The organism is Amphritea japonica ATCC BAA-1530, from assembly GCF_016592435.1.
GTDB classification, from domain to species: domain Bacteria; phylum Pseudomonadota; class Gammaproteobacteria; order Pseudomonadales; family Balneatricaceae; genus Amphritea; species Amphritea japonica.
In genome coordinates, this window is sequence record NZ_AP014545.1 from 3,137,142 (window position 1) to 3,152,228 (window position 15,087).

General features: G+C 47.9%; 9 protein-coding genes, 2 tRNA genes and 3 rRNA genes. 1 reads left to right on the forward strand and 13 read right to left on the reverse strand.

Annotated features, from left to right (window positions below; translation table 11 throughout):
- Nucleotides 1-6: 6 nt before the first annotated feature.
- From lepB to rpoE, 6 genes are all read right to left on the reverse strand, one after another.
- Nucleotides 7-819, reverse strand: coding sequence for a signal peptidase I (lepB, locus tag AMJAP_RS14500; RefSeq protein ID WP_019623268.1), 813 nt, complete (start codon nt 817-819; stop codon nt 7-9).
- 11 nt (nt 820-830) lie between these two features.
- Entirely contained in the window at nt 831-2,630 is a 1,800-nt protein-coding gene (gene lepA, locus AMJAP_RS14505; protein ID WP_026340280.1) for a translation elongation factor 4, read from the reverse strand.
- 172 nt (nt 2,631-2,802) lie between these two features.
- Nucleotides 2,803-4,209 (reverse strand): DegQ family serine endoprotease, encoded by a 1,407-nt coding sequence (locus AMJAP_RS14510; protein WP_019623270.1) that lies wholly within the window; start codon nt 4,207-4,209, stop codon nt 2,803-2,805.
- 35 nt (nt 4,210-4,244) lie between these two features.
- Nucleotides 4,245-4,679, reverse strand: a complete 435-nt coding sequence (locus AMJAP_RS14515; RefSeq protein ID WP_019623271.1) for a SoxR reducing system RseC family protein — start codon at nt 4,677-4,679, stop codon at nt 4,245-4,247.
- A 3-nt stretch (nt 4,680-4,682) separates the two neighbouring features.
- Nucleotides 4,683-5,531, reverse strand: coding sequence for a MucB/RseB C-terminal domain-containing protein (locus tag AMJAP_RS14520; RefSeq protein WP_019623272.1), 849 nt, complete (start codon nt 5,529-5,531; stop codon nt 4,683-4,685).
- Between the two features lie 115 nt (nt 5,532-5,646).
- Complete coding sequence (rpoE, locus tag AMJAP_RS14525) at nt 5,647-6,231, reverse strand: RNA polymerase sigma factor RpoE (protein ID WP_019623273.1); 585 nt, start codon at nt 6,229-6,231, stop codon at nt 5,647-5,649.
- 251 nt (nt 6,232-6,482) lie between these two features.
- Here rpoE and nadB point away from each other — a divergent pair, with 251 nt between their 5' ends.
- A complete protein-coding gene (nadB, locus tag AMJAP_RS14530) occupies nt 6,483-8,078 on the forward strand; it encodes an L-aspartate oxidase (RefSeq protein ID WP_019623274.1) in 1,596 nt (531 codons plus the stop codon).
- Here the strand turns inward: nadB and AMJAP_RS14535 are convergent.
- The 7 genes from AMJAP_RS14535 to AMJAP_RS14565 form a co-directional block, all read right to left on the reverse strand.
- Nucleotides 8,059-8,511 carry a protein YgfX gene (locus tag AMJAP_RS14535; RefSeq protein ID WP_019623275.1) on the reverse strand — a complete coding sequence of 151 codons (453 nt, stop codon included), beginning with the start codon at nt 8,509-8,511 and terminating at the stop codon, nt 8,059-8,061. The genes nadB and AMJAP_RS14535 overlap by 20 nt on opposite strands.
- Nucleotides 8,489-8,749 carry an FAD assembly factor SdhE gene (locus tag AMJAP_RS14540; protein ID WP_019623276.1) on the reverse strand — a complete coding sequence of 87 codons (261 nt, stop codon included), beginning with the start codon at nt 8,747-8,749 and terminating at the stop codon, nt 8,489-8,491. The genes AMJAP_RS14535 and AMJAP_RS14540 overlap by 23 nt, the downstream gene beginning before the upstream one ends.
- A 460-nt stretch (nt 8,750-9,209) precedes the next feature.
- Nucleotides 9,210-9,325: ribosomal RNA gene (gene rrf / locus AMJAP_RS14545) — 5S ribosomal RNA — on the reverse strand.
- Nucleotides 9,326-9,467: 142 nt separating this feature from the next.
- Nucleotides 9,468-12,360: ribosomal RNA gene (locus AMJAP_RS14550) — 23S ribosomal RNA — on the reverse strand.
- Between the two features lie 241 nt (nt 12,361-12,601).
- A tRNA-Ala gene (locus tag AMJAP_RS14555) sits at nt 12,602-12,677 on the reverse strand.
- Nucleotides 12,678-12,724: 47 nt separating this feature from the next.
- A tRNA-Ile gene (locus AMJAP_RS14560) sits at nt 12,725-12,801 on the reverse strand.
- A gap of 93 nt (nt 12,802-12,894) precedes the next feature.
- Nucleotides 12,895-14,435: ribosomal RNA gene (locus AMJAP_RS14565) — 16S ribosomal RNA — on the reverse strand.
- The 16S, 23S and 5S rRNA genes sit together here with 2 tRNA genes alongside, the layout of an rRNA operon.
- Nucleotides 14,436-15,087: the final 652 nt, after the last annotated feature.

A 15,087-nucleotide genomic window follows, 5' to 3' on the forward strand; every position in this document is an offset into this window, starting at 1 on the left:
TTCCCTTTAGTGGATAGTTCTTACATCACTGAACGCAGGCAGAGTGAAAAACTCAGGCCAGTGCATCCAAACTGCGAATGCTTTACCGACCAGCAGTTCATCCGGCACATAACCCCAGAAACGGCTGTCATTACTATTATCACGATTATCGCCCATAACAAAGTAGTGTCCTTCCGGCACTACCCATTCTGCGTCAATACGTGGCGGTGACACATCACGATACAGCTGATGACTAACATCTCCCAACTGCTCTTCGGTTAGTAATAATTGTGGCTTTTGTGGCGGCAACTGAGCCAACAGTGTTTGCGTCTGAGGCTTACCGTTGATAAAGATTGTCTTATTCTGGTATCCCACCCGGTCACCAGGTAACCCTACAACCCGCTTAATATAATTAACGCGAGGATCCTTAGGGTATTTAAACACGACAACATCACCTCGCTGCGGATCATTCATCGGTATAACTTTAGTGCCAAGCACCGGCAAACGAAAACCATAGTGCCACTTATTGACCAGAATAAAGTCGCCCACCTCTAACGTCGGCTTCATTGACCCTGAAGGGATTTGAAAGGGTTCAACAACAAATGAGCGTAAAACAAGTACCACCAGGAGGACAGGAAACAAAGAGCGGCACAGATCAACCGGACCGTTTTCCTTATTCAACTCTTCTAATGCACTTTCCGGCAAAGAACCATTCACCTGCTGCTCTGCAGCAGCAATTCTAAGCTTACGCGGCCCGGCCAGTAACACTCGATCATAAACCCAGCCTAAAGCGGCAACGAAGGTTAGTACAACAAGCACCAGAGCGAAATCAAAATCCATGTCAACTCGTCCTAATTATCTATTTTCAGTACAGCCAGGAACGCATCCTGCGGAATATCAACGCTACCTACCTGCTTCATCCGTTTCTTACCCTCTTTCTGCTTCTGCAGAAGCTTCTTCTTACGGCTAACATCACCACCATAACACTTCGCTGTTACGTTTTTACGCAGGGCTTTAACCGACGTACGGGCGATAATTTTACCGCCGATAGCCGCTTGGATAGCTACATCAAACATCTGACGCGGAATAAGGTCTTTCATCTTTTCGCACAGCTGACGACCACGTTGCTGAGCATTATCACGGTGAAGAATCACCGCCAGCGCATCTACTTTGTCACCATTAATCAAGATATCCAGTCGCACAAGCTGAGCCGCTTCAAAACGAACAAAATTGTATTCCAGTGAGGCATAGCCCCGGCTGACAGATTTAAGCCGGTCAAAGAAGTCCAAAACAACCTCAGCCATCGGCAGTTCATAAGAGACCTGCACCTGGTTACCGACAAAATTCATATTCTTCTGTACGCCCCGTTTCTCAACACAGAGTCCTATAACCTGTCCCAGATACTCCTGCGGAACCAAAATATTCGCTTCAACTATTGGTTCACGCATCTCTTTAATCGAGGCGGGATCCGGCATTTTTGAGGGGCTATCAATATGAACTACATCACCATTATTCAACTCCAGCTCATACACAACAGTCGGCGCTGAGGTGATCAGGTCAAGATCATATTCGCGTTCCAGGCGTTCCTGAATAATTTCCATGTGTAACATACCAAGGAAACCACAACGGAAACCAAAACCCAGTGCATCAGATGATTCAGGCTCAAAGAACAACGAAGCATCATTCAGTGTCAGCTTGCTCAGAGCTTCTCGGAAATCTTCATAGTCATCAGAGCTGGTAGGAAATAAGCCCGCATAGACCTGGGGCTGAACCTTTTGAAAACCTGGCAGACTTGCAACGTCAGGGGTTTTCGCATGAGTAATAGTGTCACCGACTGGTGCACCATGAATATCTTTGATCCCCGCAACCACATAACCTACTTCACCGGCTTTCAGCACATCGGTTTCTTTACGCTTAGGTGTAAAGATACCCACTCCATCGACCGGATGTATCTGGCCGGTCGACTTCATCTTAATTTTGTCTTTCTTGCGCAGTGTTCCATGTTTTACACGAACCAGAGAGACCACACCCAGGTAGTTATCAAACCATGAATCGATGATTAATGCCTGAAGTGGCCCATCGACATCACCTTCCGGAGCGGGGATATCTTGTACCAGCTGTTCTAATACGTCGTTGATACCCAGGCCGCTTTTAGCGCTACATTGAACTGCGTGACCAGCCTCAATGCCGATAACCTCTTCAATCTCATTACGCACTCGCTCAGGCTCAGCCTGGGGCAGATCCATCTTATTGAGAACAGGTAACACTTCAAGTCCCTGTTCCAGCGCGGTATAGCAGTTAGCAACGGATTGGGCCTCAACTCCCTGAGCAGCATCAACAACCAGCAAAGCCCCTTCACAAGCTGCCAGTGAACGGGAAACCTCATAACTAAAGTCAACATGTCCCGGCGTATCGATAAAGTTCAGCTGATAGGTTTTACCATCTTCCGCAGTGTAATTAAGCGTTACACTCTGCGCTTTAATGGTGATTCCCCGCTCCCGTTCAAGATCCATTGAATCAAGAACCTGCTTCTCCATTTCACGCTCAGACAAGCCTCCACAAGTCTGGATGAAACGATCCGCCAGTGTGGATTTACCATGGTCTATATGGGCAATTATCGAAAAATTACGAATATGGTCGAGCTTAGTCACTACGGAATCACCAGCTAATAAATTTAAGCTTGCTGTCTCAACCTGAGAGAGCAAATCTGAAGCGGGCAAGTGTACCGTATTTCATCAGTTACGACCATCAAAGAGCTCAGCATCTAAAAAAAACAGAGAGGCTAACAGCCCCTCTATTCGATAGATCAGAATATGAATTGAATTATTTGAGTTTAAGCGGCACAAACATCGGACTTCCCCGACGAACGATCCTCATCGGCACAGCTTTCTTGTCAGGAAGCTCTGCAACCACTCCAGCAAACACATCAACTGAATCGATCTCGTCACCATTGAGCATAGTAATCACATCACCCACCATCAAGCCAGACTCTGCACCTGCCCCCTCTTCAACCCTACGCACTACAACACCGCTAGTAACACCCAATCGCTCACGCAATTGATCATCCAACGCACTAATCTGTATATTCAATCGATTAGCTGAGGATGCTTTGCTTTTACTGGCAGACGTTTTCAGTTCTTCACCGGGTGCCGGAAGCAGGCCGATAGTTACGGTTATAAACTTTTTCTTACCACCCCGCACAATACCGACCTTAGCGTCAGTTTCAGGGGAAATACGGCCCACCTGATGAGGCAGATCGCCGGAACGATTAATAGACTGACCATTAAAGCTATAGATAATATCGCCTTCTCGCAGGCCCGCCGCTTCTGCAGGACTACCTGGCAGTACTTTAGCAACCAGTGCGCCTTCAGGCTTATCTAATCCAAAAGACTCAGCCAGATCACGACTCACTTCCTGAATAATAACCCCCAGCCAGCCACGACTCACGGACCCCTTATCCTTCAGCTGATCAACAACCTCCATCGCTACACTCATCGGAATAGAGAATGACAACCCCATAAAACCACCCGAACGAGTGTATATCTGGGAATTAATACCGATAACTTCCCCACTCAAATTAAATAATGGGCCACCGGAATTACCTGGATTTATCGCCACATCCGTCTGAATAAAAGGAACGTAAGTTTCATTCGTGAGACTTCGATCTGTTGCACTAATAATTCCAGCAGTGACTGAGTGATCAAAACCAAATGGCGAGCCTATAGCCAGCACCCACTCACCCACTTCGGCTTTATCTGAATCACCGACTTTTACGACAGGTAGTTCGGTAGCCTCAATTTTGAGCAGAGCAACATCTGAACGTTTATCAGAACCAATAACCTCTGCCTCAAGTTCTCGACGGTCACTCAAGCGAACAATCACTTTTTCAGCTTCGGCGACGACATGATGATTAGTCAGGATATAACCGTCTTCAGATATAATAAAACCAGAGCCCAATGATTGCGGAGCTTTTCGGCGGGGGGCATTCTGACCAGGCCCTTGGGGGAAACGGAAAAAATGTTTAAATATCTCAGGAATTTCCTGCCCTTCTGGCAGCTGAAATTCAGGCATCCCCTGAGTCTGGGTTTGTGCCTGCTGCACAGTACTAATATTAACAACCGCCGGGGAGGCCTGCTTAACTAAGTCTCTGAAGTCAGGCAAAGCGGCCTGAACACTCGTTATACACAAACAGAAAAGAACCAGACTAAAAGTCGCTCTGACCAGTTTCATATATTTTATCCTGTACTCAACTATTTAAATATAAATCAGATTCTACGAAGCAGCACCGGCCGGTAACTACAGTTCCGGCTTATTCGGCCAGAGATAATACGGGTTAGCAAAAAACCTCCTGCCAAACCGATTAACGCACTTAATATGACAAAAGGTTCAGTAAAGCCCGATAGCTGCACTGACACAGATAAAGCGAACATAACAATTAAAGGTAACAGGTAAACCAGGAAAGAAGCCGTTAGAAAAGATCGTTCACCTACGCCTACAGTAACCTGATCATTCTCAATCACCTTAATATGGCGCGGATTATCGACCTGAATCTCCATCCGCTTTCCATCTCCTATTGTGGCCAACAAACGCTGCCCACAACCTTTCTGTACACTACAACTTGAACAAGCACTCTGCTTTATCGTCTCGACCCAAATAGATTCTGAGCCAACACGAATAACACGGCCACTTTCCTCTATCATAGGTTATTGAATTTTCCTGACAGAGTTCACTACCCGATCAGCAACCATAAGCGGAACATCACCGACAACCGTCACAAAAAACTGATCTACTTTTTTACCGATAGCAACCATATCGCCCAATTGAGTAGCACCTTCAGGCACTGAAACATCACCTGTTCGCTCAATACTCAGAGTAAAAGAGTGTTCGCCATTACTAAATACGGTCAACTCCGCACCCGGTGCAAGTGCATTCTTTACCGGTGTAAAGCCCTCTGGCAACCAACCAGGGTTAGAGCTCACCAACACACCGTTATTCAACACATTATGCTGTTGAATATAGCTATTCAGTCCAGAATTAAAGCGGATGATATCTTCATTATTATCAATTTGTTGAGCAATACGTGGAGCACCAAACTGGGCTCGCATAAAGCCGCTGGGAACAGTTAGTCCAGGCTGAGCATATGTTGTCTCAGATACTGAAGTTTGCGCCAGGTCTGGTGTTACTGCGGTCGGCTGGCCAACACCAAAGTTTTGTCCACCTAAAATAACAACCGCCGTTACCGACGCTGCCACTGCCATGCTAGCTAAAGGCTTCCAAAAGTTAATGCCTGACGACTTAGTTTTAACAACCGTATTCTCAGAAGAAGCCACATTGAGAGCAGGTTCTTCGTCAAGCGCAGCCATTACTGAAGCACTGATATCACCAGATGCAACCTGCTCCTGCTTTAACACCGAGCTGGCAACATGATACCGCTGCCATTGCCCTGACAGTTCGTCATTGTCGGCACTCTGCTTTAGAAGACTGCGTAACTCAAAGTCACCCACTTCATTATCCATCAATGCAGAAAGAGCTTCTCTCGGTTGTTCGCTCATTAGCCAACTCCTAACGGATTAAGTGTTTTAATTGAGCCCCCGGACCGGTAATCCATTGAGCTCTTTATTCTATGAGTAAAATTCGATGCTCAAGTTCAACATCAAATTCAACTCGTTAAGTTAACAGTGGTGCAATCTCTTTATCGATCGCTTCCCGAGCCCGGAAAATACGCGAACGTACTGTGCCAACCGGGCAATCCATAATCTGTGCAATATCTTCATAACTCAGCCCTTCAAACTCTCGTAGAGAGATCGCGGCACGAAGATCTTCTGGAAGCTTATCCATAGCGTTTCTCACGACTCTGGCCAGTTCATCCCGATACAAACTATTCTCAGGCGTTTCAATATCTTTTAAACCCCGATCACCTTCAAGGTGATGTGCATCGTCAACATCAATATCCATATCAGGCGGCCGGCGGTTTTTAGCTACCAGGTGGTTCTTTGCTGTATTAATAGCAATTCGATATAACCATGTGTAAAAAGCACTGTCACCGCGAAAATTAGGGAGCGCACGATATGCTTTTATAAACGCTTCCTGAGACACATCCATCGCTTCATGGTGATCATAAACATAACGCCCAATAAGACCGATTATCTTATGTTGGTATTTCTTAACCAACAGGTCAAAGGCAGTTTTATCCCCTTCTTGAACACGCTTAACCAGCTTCTGGTCTATCGATGCTTGGCTTTCGTCGGACATTCGATTCCTTAATATGTATGAACAACCCCTAACCTACATGGCTGTAGAACAGCCTAAAGGAAGTATGAATGTCAACCCCTACTCTATGCAACCCTGCTTCAATACAGGTATTAAGTTATAACCTATGAGCACTTAACCTTAAGTAAGTTCCCCTTGGATAAAAAAAACTAATAATTAACCTTCCAGACTGGCTCATAACATCAGTTCGGGCAATAATTGCCTCTTGGACAGTAGTTAACAGAGAGCCCGCAATGAGCAAAGAGTTTCAGTATGACGTACTAATCATTGGCAGCGGTGCGTCCGGCCTAGGGCTAGCTCTACAACTACCCGAAACGTACAAGATTGCAGTTCTGAGTAAAGCCAGTCTGACCAGCGGATCGACCTATCAGGCGCAAGGCGGTGTTGCTGCAGTAATGGACGGCACAGACAGCACCAAAGCCCACATTCAGGACACGATCACCGCAGGCGCAAATCTGAGCCGTATGGATGCGGTTGCTTTTACCATCGAGCATGGAAAAAATAGTATCGACTGGCTGATTGAGCAGGGAGTACCGTTTACCCGTGATGGCGATGAATATCACCTGACTAAAGAAGGCGGACACAGCCATCGTAGAATTATTCACTCTGCCGATGCTACCGGACAGGCGATTCAGCAAACTTTAATCGAGCAGGCGCACGCACGAACTAACATCGACCTCTTTGAAGACCGGCTTGCTGTCGACCTCATTACCCGCCATAAACTAAACCTGCCAAACAACAGCTGTATCGGAGCCTATGTACTGGATAACAGCAGCGGGCATGTCGATGTTTTCAAAGCAGGCTCTACCGTCTTAGCGACCGGCGGCGTTAGTAAGGCCTATCTTTATACCAGCAATCCGGACGGAGCATCCGGAGACGGAATTGCAATGGCCTGGCGGGCTGGGTGTCGGGTTGGCAATCTTGAATTCAATCAGTTCCACCCCACCTGCTTATATCACCCTCAGGCAAAATCATTCCTCATTTCAGAGGCAGTACGCGGAGAAGGAGGTAAACTGTTATTGCCAGATGGCAGGCGGTTTATGGACAAGTTTGACGAACGCGGCGAACTGGCACCCCGCGACATCGTTGCCCGGGCGATAGACCATGAGATGAAAAGACTAGGCCACGACTGTCTGTTCCTCGACATATCACATAAACCACCAGAGTTTGTAAAGCAACACTTCCCAACGATCTATGAGCGTTGCTTAGAGTACGGTATTGATATCACACAAGAGCCAATCCCTGTGGTCCCTGCCGCACACTACACCTGTGGCGGCATAATGGCCGACAAACACGGCCTGACCGATGTAGAAAGCCTCTACGCGATTGGAGAAACTGCTTTTACAGGTCTTCACGGGGCAAATCGACTCGCCAGCAATTCATTGCTGGAATGTATCGTCTATGCCTCATCCGCAGCCCGCCATATTACCGAGCACAACAGACCTCTGGGAGAACTACCGGAAATCCCCTTCTGGGATGAGAGCCAGGTTACGGATTCGGATGAAGACGTTATCATCGCTCACAACTGGGATGAGCTTCGTCGCTTCATGTGGGATTACGTAGGGATAGTAAGAACAGATAAGCGGCTACAACGGGCAAAACACAGAGTAGATCTTTTACAGCAGGAAATTAGCGAATACTACAGTAACTATAAAGTCAGCAGTGATCTTCTTGAGCTCAGAAACCTTGCTGTCGTCGCCGATCTGATTATTCGTTCAGCTATGCTACGAAAAGAGAGCCGGGGCCTTCATTACACACTGGACTATCCTGACAGCAACATTGAAGCCAGAGACACTATTCTTACACCGGTTAACTATGAGTGGCGCTGACCGGTGGCGGAGCAAAACGAAATAGCACACGCAGCTTGCGAAAGTCATCTGCGTTTGTGCTGTCCCGCCAAACAAGAACAGTAACAGAGCGTTTTTTTGAAGCTAACTTCAACCTAAGTCCGATTAGAAACGGGAATACAAATTTCTGCTCAATCCGGTCAACATTAACCCAGCCACCTTCGTTCACACAGACCACTACCGATTGGTGTTCTACCAACCAACGCAAGCCGATAACAGAAAACCTATCTGTTAAGCTGACCATACGGGACCAGCAAAAAAAGCTATACCCCAGACTTACCAGCGAAAGCAGTAATTTATGGATGCCATCCAGATCCGACACCCACACAGAAAGCAGCGAAAAAAACACCAGTAAGACAATACTCCCCCCACCATAGATGGAAGGATTAATGTCAACCTGCAGTGGGCTGAACACGATCCAGTATGATCCGAACAATACGTTGCATATTGGGGTCTTCAGGCACTTCCCGCTCCATCAGCCAGACAAACAATTCAGTATCTTCACAAGTCAGTAGCTGAACGAACCGATCCTGATCTTCAAGATCAAGTTCAGTAAAGGCTTCTTCAACAAAAGGTACAAACAATACATCCAGTTCCAGCATGCCTCTTCGGCTCTGCCAGCGTAAACGACGAACATCTTCTTCGGTATACATTTTAAACCTGCTTTATTTGTAAGGTTCAGCAATCACGATTATCGCGCATAGCCGAAACAAGTTTGGCAATATATAAAATTATACCCCTAACTAGCAAGCCAAACCTGTAGTCGTTGGGATTATTGATGACGGGAGTCATGAGAAGAGCAGCCGCCAGCCATAGCTTCGCCACTTGCTCGTTGCTAGAAAAAGCATAGACCCCAGTGATAGCATTCTCTGCTATGTCTGTTGTATGTAGGAGCCGTGCCCTCACGGCGAATGAATAATCTTACAAAGTTATCAATTACATTGACTGATATGACTCATAAAGAAGGCTTTTGCTCTTACGCTTATTCCAGCCACGAGCAGGCGCGTAGCGCCGTTCTAGCAGCGACGCAGTCGCGTCTAGCGCCTGTTTTCTAAATCCCAGACACGAAAAAGCCCCGACCAAACTAATGATCGGGGCTGTCTCTTATTTGAAGCTTGGCGATGACCTACTCTCGCATAAGGAAACCCTACACTACCATTGGCGCTAAGACGTTTCACTTCCGAGTTCGGTAAGGGATCGGGTGGTTCCATCTCGCTATGGTCGCCAAGCAAAACTGGTTGCTCTAACGATTGAACATTGCTGTTCAAGCGTCATTTGAATCCTGTAATCAGTCGGAGAGTATGTACAAACTCTTATCCGTCTTGCATATATCGTCTTTCAATCAGATGACCCAAACGCTTTTGGCGTTATATGGTCAAGCCTCACGAGCAATTAGTACTGGTTAGCTCAACGCCTCACAACGCTTACACACCCAGCCTATCAACGTCCTGGTCTTGAACGGCTCTTCAGGGGACTCAAGGTCCCAGTGAGATCTCATCTTGAAGGGGGCTTCCCGCTTAGATGCTTTCAGCGGTTATCCTGTCCGAACGTAGCTACCGGGCAATGCCATTGGCATGACAACCCGAACACCAGAGGTTCGTTCACTCCGGTCCTCTCGTACTAGGAGCAACTCTTCTCAAATCTCAAACGTCCACGGCAGATAGGGACCGAACTGTCTCACGACGTTCTAAACCCAGCTCGCGTACCACTTTAAATGGCGAACAGCCATACCCTTGGGACCGGCTTCAGCCCCAGGATGTGATGAGCCGACATCGAGGTGCCAAACACCGCCGTCGATGTGAACTCTTGGGCGGTATCAGCCTGTTATCCCCGGAGTACCTTTTATCCGTTGAGCGATGGCCCTTCCATACAGAACCACCGGATCACTAAGACCTACTTTCGTACCTGCTCGACGTGTCAGTCTCGCAGTCAAGCGCGCTTATGCCTTTATACTCGATGCATGATTTCCGACCATGCTGAGCGCACCTTCGTACTCCTCCGTTACTCTTTAGGAGGAGACCGCCCCAGTCAAACTACCCACCACACAATGTCCTCGATCCCGATAAGGGACCTGAGTTAGAACCTCAATAGTACCAGGCTGGTATTTCAAGATTGGCTCCATCTGAACTGGCGTCCAGATTTCAAAGCCTCCCAGCTATCCTACACAAGTAATATCAAAGTCCACTGCGAAGCTATAGTAAAGGTTCACGGGGTCTTTCCGTCTAGCCGCGGATATACGGCATCTTAACCGCAATTTCAATTTCACTGAGTCTCGGGTGGAGACAGTGTGGCCATCGTTACGCCATTCGTGCAGGTCGGAACTTACCCGACAAGGAATTTCGCTACCTTAGGACCGTTATAGTTACGGCCGCCGTTTACTTGGGCTTCGATCAAGAGCTTCGCCGAAGCTAACCCCATCAATTAACCTTCAAGCACCGGGCAGGCGTCACACCCTATACGTCCACTTTCGTGTTTGCAGAGTGCTGTGTTTTTAATAAACAGTCGCAGCCACCTAGTATCTTCGACCAGCGCTAGCTTAGGGAGCAAGTCCCATCACCAGCACCGGCGTACCTTCTCCCGAAGTTACGGTACCATTTTGCCTAGTTCCTTCACCCGAGTTCTCTCAAGCGCCTTGGTATTCTCTACCTGACCACCTGTGTCGGTTTGGGGTACGATTTCTTGTTATCTGAAGCTTAGAAGTTTTTCCTGGAAGCATGGCATCAACCACTTCACCCAAAAGAGGGTTCGTCATCAATTCTCAGTCTTATAAGGACCCGGATTTTCCTAAGTCCTAAACCTACAACCTTAAACACGGACAACCAACGCCGTGCTGGCCTAGCCTTCTCCGTCACTCCATCGCAATAACAAAAAGTACAGGAATATTAACCTGTTTCCCATCGACTACGCTCTTCAGCCTCGCCTTAGGGGTCGACTCACCCTACCCTGATTAGCATTGGATAGGAACCCTTGGTCTTCCGGCGGGGGGGTTTTTCACCCCCCTTATCGTTACTCATGTCAGCATTCGCACTTCTGATACCTCCAGGATGCCTTACAGCTTTCCCTTCAACGGCTTACAGAACGCTCCTCTACCATGCTATAAATAGCATCCGTAGCTTCGGTGTATGGTTTGAGCCCCGTTATATCTTCCGCGCAGGCCGACTCGACTAGTGAGCTATTACGCTTTCTTTAAAGGGTGGCTGCTTCTAAGCCAACCTCCTAGCTGTCTAAGCCTTCCCACATCGTTTCCCACTTAACCATAACTTTGGGACCTTAGCTGACGGTCTGGGTTGTTTCCCTTTTCACGACGGACGTTAGCACCCGCCGTGTGTCTCCCATAATTGCACTCTACGGTATTCGGAGTTTGCATCGGGTTGGTAAGTCGGGATGACCCCCTAGCCGAAACAGTGCTCTACCCCCGTAGGTGAGATATGAGGCGCTACCTAAATAGCTTTCGAGGAGAACCAGCTATCTCCGAGCTTGATTAGCCTTTCACTCCGATCCACAAGTCATCCGCTGGCTTTTCAACGACAGTCGGTTCGGTCCTCCAGTTGATGTTACTCAACCTTCAACCTGCCCATGGATAGATCGCTCGGTTTCGGGTCTAATCCTAGCAACTGAACGCCCTATTAAGACTCGGTTTCCCTACGGCTCCCCTATACGGTTAACCTTGCTACTAAAATTAAGTCGCTGACCCATTATACAAAAGGTACGCAGTCACGGTCTCAAGGACCGCTCCCACTGCTTGTACGTACACGGTTTCAGGTTCTATTTCACTCCCCTCACAGGGGTTCTTTTCGCCTTTCCCTCACGGTACTGGTTCACTATCGGTCAGTCAGGAGTATTTAGCCTTGGAGGATGGTCCCCCCATGTTCAGACAGGATATCACGTGTCCCGTCCTACTCGATTTCACTGTGTATAAGTTTTCAAATACGGGGCTATCACCCACTATGGCCGCACTTTCCAGAGCGTTCTTTTAACTACAACACAGCTTAAGGGCTGGTCCCCGTTCGCTCGCCGCTACTAGGGGAATCTCGGTTGATTTCTTTTCCTCCGGGTACTTAGATGTTTCAGTTCCCCGGGTTCGCTTCTCAAGAGCTATGTATTCACTCAAGAGATACCCAGCTTATACTGGGTGGGTTTCCCCATTCGGAAATGTCCGGATCAAAGGCCGTTTACCGCCTCCCCGAACCTTATCGCAGGTTACCACGTCCTTCATCGCCTCTGACTGCCAAGGCATCCACCGTGCACGCTTAGTCACTTGACCATATAACCCAAAAGGGTCTGTCAAAGTCACTGATTAAACTTCATTTGTCATCTTTCGATGACTGCTGAAATAACGATACATTACGCCGGATAAGCGCTTGTACATTTTCTTTCTCGTTTTGTTACAGGATTCAATTGTTAAAGAGCGTTTAAAGCTAAAAGCTTTAAAAGATAAACATCAGATGATGCGTATATTTTAAGACTTTCGAGTGCGATGTCACCAGACTAACGTTCATCAGTAATGGTGGAGCTATGCGGGATCGAACCGCAGACCTCCTGCGTGCAAAGCAGGCGCTCTCCCAGCTGAGCTATAGCCCCAATGATTAGTACCATCTTTCGTTCTACTCGTGAGTATGACGGAAGATTGGTAGGCCTGAGTGGACTTGAACCACCGACCTCACCCTTATCAGGGGTGCGCTCTAACCAGCTGAGCTACAAGCCTATCGCATAAAAAACAGCCTCTCGGCTGCTAGTTGCTCTCTCTATCAGTGATCAGATAATTCGTGTGAACGCTTGCTAAGAATCCGCTATCGTTTAAGGAGGTGATCCAGCCCCAGGTTCCCCTAGGGCTACCTTGTTACGACTTCACCCCAGTCATGAACCACACCGTGGTAACCGCCCTCCCGAAGGTTAAGCTAGCTACTTCTGGTGCAATCCACTCCCATGGTGTGACGGGCGGTGTGTACAAGGCCCGGGAACGTATTCACCGCGACATTCTGATTCGCGATTACTAGCGATTCCGACTTCATGGAGTCGAGTTGCAGACTCCAATCCGGACTACGACCGGTTTTCTGAGATTTGCTCCCCCTCGCAGGTTTGCGGCCCTCTGTACCGGCCATTGTAGCACGTGTGTAGCCCTACTCGTAAGGGCCATGATGACTTGACGTCGTCCCCACCTTCCTCCGGTTTGTCACCGGCAGTCTCCTTAGAGTTCCCACCATTACGTGCTGGCAAATAAGGACAAGGGTTGCGCTCGTTACGGGACTTAACCCAACATTTCACAACACGAGCTGACGACAGCCATGCAGCACCTGTCACAGAGTTCCCGAAGGCACTAAGCTATCTCTAGCGAATTCTCTGGATTTCAAGAGTAGGTAAGGTTCTTCGCGTTGCGTCGAATTAAACCACATGCTCCACCGCTTGTGCGGGCCCCCGTCAATTCATTTGAGTTTTAACCTTGCGGCCGTACTCCCCAGGCGGTCTACTTATTGCGTTAGCTGCGCCACTAAGAAATCAAGTTTCCCAACGGCTAGTAGACATCGTTTACGGCGTGGACTACCAGGGTATCTAATCCTGTTTGCTCCCCACGCTTTCGCACCTCAGCGTCAGTATCAGACCAGGTGGTCGCCTTCGCCACTGGTGTTCCTTCCTATATCTACGCATTTCACCGCTACACAGGAAATTCCACCACCCTCTTCTGTACTCTAGTTTGCCAGTATCAGGTGCAGTTCCCAGGTTGAGCCCGGGGCTTTCACATCTGACTTAACAAACCGCCTACGCGCGCTTTACGCCCAGTAATTCCGATTAACGCTCGGACCCTCCGTATTACCGCGGCTGCTGGCACGGAGTTAGCCGGTCCTTCTTCTGCAGTTAACGTCACAGCTAGCAGTTATTAACTACCAACCTTTCCTCACTGCTGAAAGTGCTTTACAACCCTAAGGCCTTCTTCACACACGCGGCATGGCTGCATCAGGCTTTCGCCCATTGTGCAATATTCCCCACTGCTGCCTCCCGTAGGAGTCTGGACCGTGTCTCAGTTCCAGTGTGGCTGATCATCCTCTCAGACCAGCTACGGATCGTCGCCTTGGTGAGCCATTACCTCACCAACAAGCTAATCCGACGCAGACTCATCTAATAGCGAAAGGCCCGAAGGTCCCCTCCTTTCCCCCGTAGGGCGTATGCGGTATTAATCCAAATTTCTCTGGGCTATCCCCCACTACTAGGTAGATTTCTACGCGTTACTCACCCGTCCGCCGCTCGTCATCTTCTAGCAAGCTAGAAATGTTACCGCTCGACTTGCATGTGTTAGGCCTGCCGCCAGCGTTCAATCTGAGCCATGATCAAACTCTTCAGTTTAAATCAAGAATGTCGGAAAAAGACATTCTGTAAATCTAGCTCAAAGCATTAAACAATTTCACATAAAAACAAATAAATGTATTCACGTTGGTCGTTTGCTTTGATAAAGCTTTTTGCTTCATCTCAACAAGCGCCCACACGAATTATCTGATCAAACTGTTAAAGAGCGTTGCTATCAACTCTCAACCGCTTCCGGCGAGTCGTCTCAAGCGAGGTGCGTATTCTACTCAACACCCTGATGAAGTCAACCATTTTGTTTCATAATTTTTAACAAATTATCAAACCATCCGATCTTCTTCCTGTTCCGTTTAATCTAACTAAAAAACACTGTTTTTCAATCAGTTAAACTAAACAGCTCAACCTGCGTCAGCGACCGTTTCCAGTGGCTGTCTCAAGCGAGGAAGCGCATTCTACATTCATGAGTGGAGGAGTCAACATCGGGAGCACAAAAAAGTGAATATTTTATGAAAAAGTCAGCACTTCGAGGAGGCAAGTAGCGAGACCGTCGCTACGTGACTAGCTAGACGCGGCTGCGCCGCTTTCGAGGAGCTAGGTAAGCATTCTTTTTAAACAAGGTAAAAACCTACTTCGTAAGAGAAACTTACTTAACAGCATGACCCTTTAAACAATAAAACCGCCTGCCGGCGGTTTT

Coding starts and splice junctions, on each gene's coding strand:
- AMJAP_RS14540 (WP_019623276.1), bottom strand. CDS start 8,749: ATGTATACCGAAGAAGATGTTCGTCGTTTACGCTGGCAGAGCCGAAGA.
- AMJAP_RS14510 (WP_019623270.1), bottom strand. CDS start 4,209: ATGAAACTGGTCAGAGCGACTTTTAGTCTGGTTCTTTTCTGTTTGTGT.
- AMJAP_RS14520 (WP_019623272.1), bottom strand. CDS start 5,531: ATGAGCGAACAACCGAGAGAAGCTCTTTCTGCATTGATGGATAATGAA.
- rpoE (WP_019623273.1), bottom strand. CDS start 6,231: ATGTCCGACGAAAGCCAAGCATCGATAGACCAGAAGCTGGTTAAGCGT.
- AMJAP_RS14515 (WP_019623271.1), bottom strand. CDS start 4,679: ATGATAGAGGAAAGTGGCCGTGTTATTCGTGTTGGCTCAGAATCTATT.
- nadB (WP_019623274.1), top strand. CDS start 6,483: ATGAGCAAAGAGTTTCAGTATGACGTACTAATCATTGGCAGCGGTGCG.
- lepB (WP_019623268.1), bottom strand. CDS start 819: ATGGATTTTGATTTCGCTCTGGTGCTTGTTGTACTAACCTTCGTTGCC.